A 5,869-nucleotide genomic window follows, 5' to 3' on the forward strand; every position below is an offset into this window, starting at 1 on the left:
ATTAACACCAACACCCCGCAATCCGATTTTGTGGGGGGTCTGGGGGGTTTGTTTTTTTTTAAACGCCCCCGGCCCCGCGCCCTTCCGGGCGCGGGACGCCACCTACGGAGTTAAGACGCACCTACGGTTTGGGAACTCTAATCCCTGGGAAGGAAACTGTTCATCATGTCTAGCCAGGCCGCCGAGTACGTGGAAGTTCTCGTTAACGACCCTGTCCGGCTTTACGAGTTGCTCGACGATGCAGAGGCCTTGCTCCGCCGGGCACCCCAGCGGTTTGCCGGGATTCTGGTCACCCGCCATGATCCTGGCCGGTACACGCTTACGCTTAGCGACACCGTTCCTTTCGGGGAGACTCGCGAGCTAGTTCTCTCGTGACCGTCAGTCGACGGCGCAGCCGTCGAAAGTTAGAAGGCAACAATGTCTGTTACTTACCCTGATTCGAGTGTGAGGTCCGGGCAGAATCCGCTCCGCGACCCGCGCGACCGCCGGCTGTCCCGGGTGGCGGGCCCATCGTCCCTGGTGCTCTTTGGCGTAACCGGAGATTTGGCCCGCAAGAAACTTTTGCCCGCCGTCTATGACCTCGCAAACAGGGGACTCCTGCCGCCAAGTTTCGCGCTGGTGGGCTTCGGCCGGCAGAACCGGACGAATGAGGATCTCACGGCCGCGATAAAAGAGTCCGTCAAGGCGTATGCCCGGACGCCGTTTTCCGAGGCTGTTTGGGACCAGCTTTCCGAGGGCATCCGCTTCGTTCAGGGCGAGTTCGACGACGACGCCGCCTTTGGGCGGCTTTCCGCGACTCTCGCCGAACTGGACGAACAGCGCGGCACACGGGGGAACCACGCGTTCTACCTGTCGATCCCGCCGAAGGCGTTCGAACTGGTCTGCCGGCAGCTCTCGAAGCACGGCCTGGCGCAGGCTGAGGGCGAGAAGTGGCGGCGGGTGGTCATCGAAAAGCCGTTTGGCCACGACCTCGAATCAGCCAGGCAGCTCAACAACATTGTGGAGTCGGTGTTTCCGCCCGATTCCGTTTTCCGCATTGACCATTACCTGGGCAAGGAGACGGTCCAGAACATCCTGGCCCTGCGCTTCGTCAACCAGCTCTTCGAACCGCTCTGGAACGCCAAGTACGTGGACCACGTGCAGATCACCATGGCCGAGGACATCGGCACCGGCGGCCGGGCAGGATATTACGACGGTGTGGGGGCGGCCCGCGACGTGATCCAGAACCACCTGTTGCAACTACTTGCACTGACCGCAATGGAGGAACCCATTTCCTTCAACGCCGATGACCTGCGGGCGGAGAAGGAAAAGGTCCTCGCCGCCGTACAGCTCCCCGAGGATCTGTCCACGCATTCGGCCCGGGGGCAGTTCACTGGCGGCTGGCAAGGAGGGGAGCAGGTCCAGGGGTACCTGGAGGAAGAGGGCATCCCGGCCGACTCCGCCACCGAAACCTACGCCGCGATCCGGGTGGACATCAACACCCGGCGCTGGAGCGGCGTGCCGTTCTACCTCCGTGCAGGCAAGCGGCTCGGACGCCGCGTCACGGAGATCGCAGTGGTGTTCAAGCGGGCACCGAACCTGCTCTTCCGAGGCCACGGCGACGACGATTTCGGCCAGAACGCCGTGGTGATCCGGGTCCAGCCCGACGAGGGCGCCACCATCCGGTTCGGGTCCAAGGTCCCCGGCACCCAGATGGAAGTCCGGGACGTGACCATGGACTTCGGCTACGGCCACGCATTCACGGAGTCCAGCCCCGAGGCCTACGAGCGGCTGATCCTGGACGTGCTCCTGGGCGAGCCACCGCTGTTCCCCCGCCACCAGGAGGTGGAACTGTCCTGGAAGATCCTGGATCCGTTCGAGAAGTATTGGGCCTCCCTGCCCGAACAGCCCGAGCCGTATGCGCCCGGCAGCTGGGGCCCGGCCTCGGCCGACGAGCTGCTAACCCGCGACGGACGCACCTGGAGAAGGCCATGATCGTAGATCTCCCCAACACCACCACCTCTGCTGTTGCCAAGAAGGTCCAGTCCCTGCGCCCGCAGGGCGGCGTGATCGCCCTGGGCCGGGTCCTGACCCTGGTGGTCATCACCAAGTCAGGATTGGAAGAGGAAGCCATCGAGGCGGCAAATGAGGCCAGCCGCGAGCACCCCTGCCGGATCATCGTGCTGGCCGCCGGTTCCCCCGAGGAACCCACCCACCTGGACGCCCAGATCCGTGTCGGCGGCGACGCGGGGGCGTCGGAGGTCATCGTCCTGCGCGGTTTCGGTGAACTCGCCAAGGAGAGCGAGTCCCTCGTTGCCGCACTGCTGCTGCCCGATGCTCCGATCGTGGCCTGGTGGTCGAACGGGGCGCCGGCGAATACCAGCCAAACCTCCATTGGCCGGATTGCGCACCGCCGGATTACGGACTCAGCCAACGGGGCGGACCCGCGGTGGGCGCTGGAGAATATCCGAAACACCTACAGGGCGGGCGATACCGACCTGGCCTGGACCCGGCTGACGAACTGGCGGATTAAGCTCGCTGCAGTTCTGGATCAGGCCGACGACACTCCGATTACCGCCGTTACCGTCGAGGGCGCCTCGGACTCGCCCAGTACCATCCTGCTCGCGGCGTGGCTCACGCAGGCTTTGGACGTGCCGGTCAGCATCCTCGCGGACGCCCCCGGCACCGGAATCCGCGGCGTCCAGCTGATCAAGACGTCCGGCAGCCTCCGGTTGTTCCGGTCTGGCCACACCGTCGCGGAACTCACGCAACCAGGGCAGCCCGCGCAGCGGATCTCCCTTCCGCGGCGCAGCCTCCGCGACTGCCTCGCAGAAGAACTGCGCCGCCTCGACCCAGATGAAGTCTTCGGTGAAACGGTTCGTGGTCTGGCCGTTCCCCGCGTGCATCAGGAACCCCTCTATGAGCTGGACAACCTGAACATGGACGCATTCGGAGTGCCGGCATAAGCGCCACGATCGAAAACCTGCTCAAGAACAACAGAATCGTCACATAGGCGCGCCAGGACTGCCTGGCGCGCCTATGTGACGCTAATCAGAACAGGAAAGGTGCCAGCCGTGTGGCCAGTTCACGGGCGGCTTTTGCGTGCTCGCGGGTTGCCGGGAACCGCTCTGCCGGGCTGGACAGGCACAGGGCGGCGCCGGCCACCCCGTTGGGTAGCCGAACGGGAAGGGCCAGACTGGCGGATCCCTGTTCTAATTCGTTAATTTCGGAGGCCTCGCCGTTGAGCCTTATTTCCGCGAGCTGTTCTTCCAGTTGGCCGGCGTTTGTGACGGTGTGCTGGGTCAGTTTCACCAACTGCCCCTTGGGGAGTTGAGGGGCAGAGTCGCCAAGTTCAGCGAGCATAAGCTTTCCGGCGGCGGACGCGTGCGGATAACGGAGCATCTCGAAAACAGAGTGGAGCGGATAATCCGGGTCCTCATCGGCGACTCGGAGGGAAGCGCTCCGGAACATGAAGAGGTGCACTGCGAATCGGTTCCCGCCGCGAAATTCCTGTATCAGGGTGCGGGCTGCGGTGGGAACGGTTGGGGGAGTCGCAGCCGTGATCAGCCCTGTAATCGCTTGCCCAAGGGCAAACCCCCGGAGGTCGGAGGTGCGGGCCAGATATTCGTCCGCGACGAGCGAATTCAAGATGCGGTAGGCGGTCGCCTGGGGCATCTGCAGGGCATCTGTGACCTCTTTGGCCGTTGTGCCGGTGCCGAACCGTGCCACGATTTCCAGGATCCTGAGCGGGTTTGAGGTTGTGCTGGGTCCGGAGTGTGTGGGTCTGTAGGTCATGGGGTGGCCCTGCCATTAAAGAGGTCCAATTCCCGGGTTTCGTCGTAGATACCCACGGAGTCCAGGCGCCCGGGTAACCGGAGGCGGAGGAAAGTGGCGTACAAGACGCTGGCCAGGAGGACACCGGCGTAGATGACGGTTTGCAGGCTGCCCGTGCGGATTGATGCGGCCGCGGCCGTCCAGAAGACCGCTCCGAGCGCCACGGTGGTTACGGCTCCCAAAATCCAGTTGGAGTAGGTACTCTCGCCTATCCGGCGCAGGAAGAAGGGCATGGACGCGCTGGCCAGGATATAGGAGCCAAGGTATCCGTATGCGCCCAGCGTGAAGAGGTTCACGAGGCCCCGTTCCGGACTGGCAGCGAAGATGACGACCGCAATGGGAACGATGGCAACTACCGGCATTACGACCATGATTGCCATCGAGGGAGTTCGAAAGACGGGATGGGTCCGGCCAACCAGCCGCGGCGCCACCCCTTCCCTGCCCATGCAGAAAAATATCCGGGCGAGGGCGTTCACCGATGCGATCGCGCAACCAAACCAGGACGCTGCGATTCCCAGGTCGAGGACCGCGGCGGACACAGGAGAAGACTGGGAAAACAGGTCAGACAACGGTGTAGAGCTGGCCGCAATGTTGAACGGTGCTTCCTTGAGCGCTGCGTCCTGGGCGGTTACGGCAAGAAGGCATAGCACGCCCATCAGGATGGGGGTCCACGTGATGGCCCGTGGGACCGTGACAAAGGGCCTGTGCGCCTCGCCCCCGAGCGTGGTCGGGCTTTCGAAGCCGACAAAGGCGCTAACCGCCACGACGATTCCGATCGGTAACGACTCAAAATCTCCGTTCCAGGCAAACACACTCCCGAGATTGGCACCGGGTGCGTTGAACGCGAAGTAAACGATCATCAGGACGGCGAGGACACCGATTGAAATGGATTCCAGCAACACCGTGAACCACGCCGATACCCGGATCCCCCTCACCATGAGGAAACAGGCCGCCGCCGCGGCGGCAACAATGACCGGCACCGTGAAGGCCCTGGAGTCCGCGACAGGGACCCCCAGGTTGATGAACAGCTGGACGACGTATGTACCAACAAGCAACAGACTGGCCATGGCGATGAGGCCGTAACCGAACATGGCCGACCAACCGGCAGTAATCGCTGTCCGCTGGCCAAGTCCCTTGGCCGTGTAGCTGTAAAGGCCGCTGACGGCTGCCATGCGCTGCGCCATCGGTCTCAGGGAGAAGGACACCAGGACCATGACCGCCATGGCGACGCCGAATGTCACCACAAGGTTCGGTCCGTGGGACCCAAAAACAAGTCCCGGAAAGACAAGAGCCGGAATGACCGACATGGCACCTGCAGGCGCCACGCCTGCAACTGCCTGCGCGAAGACGGGCAAGAAGGATAGTCTCCGGCGGCGCAGGCCCTCCACTGGGGAGCGGGGAGTGATGAAGCGATCACCGCGAGCAGACACTGGTACCAACTTTCCCTCGGACAGGCACGTGTGCCTTGCTCACGAGGGGACGCAAGTCATCGGGCCCACGGTGCAGAACATTAGCATTTCCGCGGGGCCGGCAACAGTCTCGGCCGTGTTTCTGAATGTTTCCAACATGTTAACTGCAGTGGGAATTTATGCTCGCGAATTTCTCAAGTAAATCTTTATGAATTCCTCGCCTAAATGAATTCCCTGACGTAGTTTTGCCTGTGAAAGGAATGCAGGTGACCGGCATCACATCGGTAGGGCTCGAGGTGGAGCTGCGCATCTGCACCAAGGATGAACAGTTACTGACGAAGACGAACAGTTCTGAGAATTCTTGGACCTTTGTGTCTATTGGCTCCAGCGGCAACACCACCCACCGGGCCGGGCACGAGATCCAGGCCGAGCGTGTGTGGGTCAACAACCACGATGACTACCCCCCGGCTTCTTCACGGCCCGTTTCCGGAGCGCATCGGCTCCAAGGCCATAGGCATCCTCTTCCTGATGAAGGACCAAGTTAAGGAGTTAAGCATGACTGTCGATATTGAAACTTCAGCTGTTGTCGGGGTTTCGCACCCGTTGGATCCGTTGTCGCGGGAGGAGATTTCGCGTGCGGTGGCGGT

At 62.5% G+C, this 5,869-nt stretch carries 6 protein-coding genes; 4 read left to right on the plus strand and 2 right to left on the minus strand.

The window, feature by feature from the left end:
* The first annotated feature begins 165 nt into the window (after window positions 1–165).
* From ACFTSA_RS24205 to ACFTSA_RS24215, 3 genes are read left to right on the plus strand one after another with little or no spacing between them, the layout of a single operon-like run.
* Window positions 166–375, plus strand: coding sequence for a hypothetical protein (locus ACFTSA_RS24205; protein ID WP_377954649.1), 210 nt, complete (start codon window positions 166–168; stop codon window positions 373–375).
* 42 nt (window positions 376–417) lie between these two features.
* Window positions 418–1,974 (plus strand): glucose-6-phosphate dehydrogenase, encoded by a 1,557-nt coding sequence (gene zwf / locus ACFTSA_RS24210; protein WP_377954651.1) that lies wholly within the window; start codon window positions 418–420, stop codon window positions 1,972–1,974.
* Window positions 1,971–2,945: a glucose-6-phosphate dehydrogenase assembly protein OpcA gene (locus tag ACFTSA_RS24215; RefSeq protein WP_377954653.1), complete on the plus strand. Its 975-nt coding sequence runs from the start codon at window positions 1,971–1,973 to the stop codon at window positions 2,943–2,945. Before zwf ends, ACFTSA_RS24215 begins: the two co-directional genes overlap by 4 nt.
* Window positions 2,946–3,030: 85 nt before the next feature.
* Here ACFTSA_RS24215 and ACFTSA_RS24220 read toward each other — a convergent pair whose 3' ends face one another.
* Both ACFTSA_RS24220 and ACFTSA_RS24225 read right to left on the minus strand, forming a co-directional pair.
* Complete coding sequence (locus ACFTSA_RS24220; protein WP_377954654.1) at window positions 3,031–3,774, minus strand: IclR family transcriptional regulator; 744 nt, start codon at window positions 3,772–3,774, stop codon at window positions 3,031–3,033.
* Window positions 3,771–5,168: an APC family permease gene (locus tag ACFTSA_RS24225; protein ID WP_377954656.1), complete on the minus strand. Its 1,398-nt coding sequence runs from the start codon at window positions 5,166–5,168 to the stop codon at window positions 3,771–3,773. The genes ACFTSA_RS24220 and ACFTSA_RS24225 overlap by 4 nt, the downstream gene beginning before the upstream one ends.
* A gap of 320 nt (window positions 5,169–5,488) precedes the next feature.
* On the opposite strand from ACFTSA_RS24225, the gene ACFTSA_RS24230 reads away from it, so the two are divergent.
* Window positions 5,489–5,767, plus strand: a complete 279-nt coding sequence (locus tag ACFTSA_RS24230; RefSeq protein ID WP_377954658.1) for a hypothetical protein — start codon at window positions 5,489–5,491, stop codon at window positions 5,765–5,767.
* Window positions 5,768–5,869 lie beyond the last annotated feature (102 nt).

This window comes from Arthrobacter sp. NPDC057013 (assembly GCF_042674585.1).
GTDB lineage: Bacteria > Actinomycetota > Actinomycetes > Actinomycetales > Micrococcaceae > Arthrobacter.